The following is an 819-nucleotide window of genomic DNA, read 5'->3' on the forward strand; positions in this document are numbered from 1 at the left end:
CTAAATAATAAAAATATCGGAATTAAACATACTATAAAATACCTAATCAATTTATAAAAATATTTCTTATATTCTGAGTCATAACTATTATTGGCTAATGCTAAATTATAGTTCCTTTGGTATAAATTCGTAAAAGAAGTTCCTAGACCTATAGAAATCGTATTAACTATTCCAAATATAGTTAAAAATATCCCAAAATCTTTTGTTCCTAAAAATGCTTCATAGTGAGGAAATAACAACAGCTGTTGAATCATTAAAAGTAAAGATTGAGCTACTAAATTAATAAATATATCTTTTAAAAACTTCATTTTATATTCTCTTTTGAAGGCTTTCTTCGTAGATTTCTAAATGACGCTCAACATTCATATCCCAGCTAAATTTATTTTTATCTATTTTATTTATGTTATTTATAATATATTCATAATTTTTATCTATATTTATTAAACTATCCACAAAGCTAGTTATACTTTTCGGATCCACTGAATACCCAACTTTTCCCTCTTCAAAATAATTATCTATTCCTTCATTACGTGTATAAATTATTGGTAAACCTTGAGTTAAAGCTTCTAAGTATACTAATCCAAATGTCTCATGAAATGAAGGCAATACAAATATATCCATTTCTTTATAAATTTCAACAATTTCTGATTTATCTTTTTCACCTAAATAAGTGAAATCAAAATCATCTTTTGCTTGATCAAAATATGATATATCATCTATTTTTCCTATTACATATAATTTGTAATTATCACCAGTAGTTTTTAGAGCAGAAGTAACAAGTTTCAAATTTTTATTTTTTAATATTTTTCCAGTAAATAC

General features: G+C 23.8%; 1 protein-coding gene and 1 pseudogene. Both read right to left on the bottom strand.

Features of this window, described 5'->3' with window-relative positions; all coding sequences use genetic code 11:
• Positions 1–308, bottom strand: a pseudogene (locus CD129_RS13290) (hypothetical protein); the annotation flags it as partial.
• 1 nt (position 309) lies between these two features.
• A partial coding sequence (locus tag CD129_RS13530) for a glycosyltransferase family 4 protein (RefSeq protein ID WP_256681919.1) occupies positions 310–819 on the bottom strand: 510 nt, incomplete at its 5' end.

It is taken from the genome of Mammaliicoccus fleurettii (assembly GCF_003970575.1).
Classification (GTDB): domain Bacteria; phylum Bacillota; class Bacilli; order Staphylococcales; family Staphylococcaceae; genus Mammaliicoccus; species Mammaliicoccus fleurettii.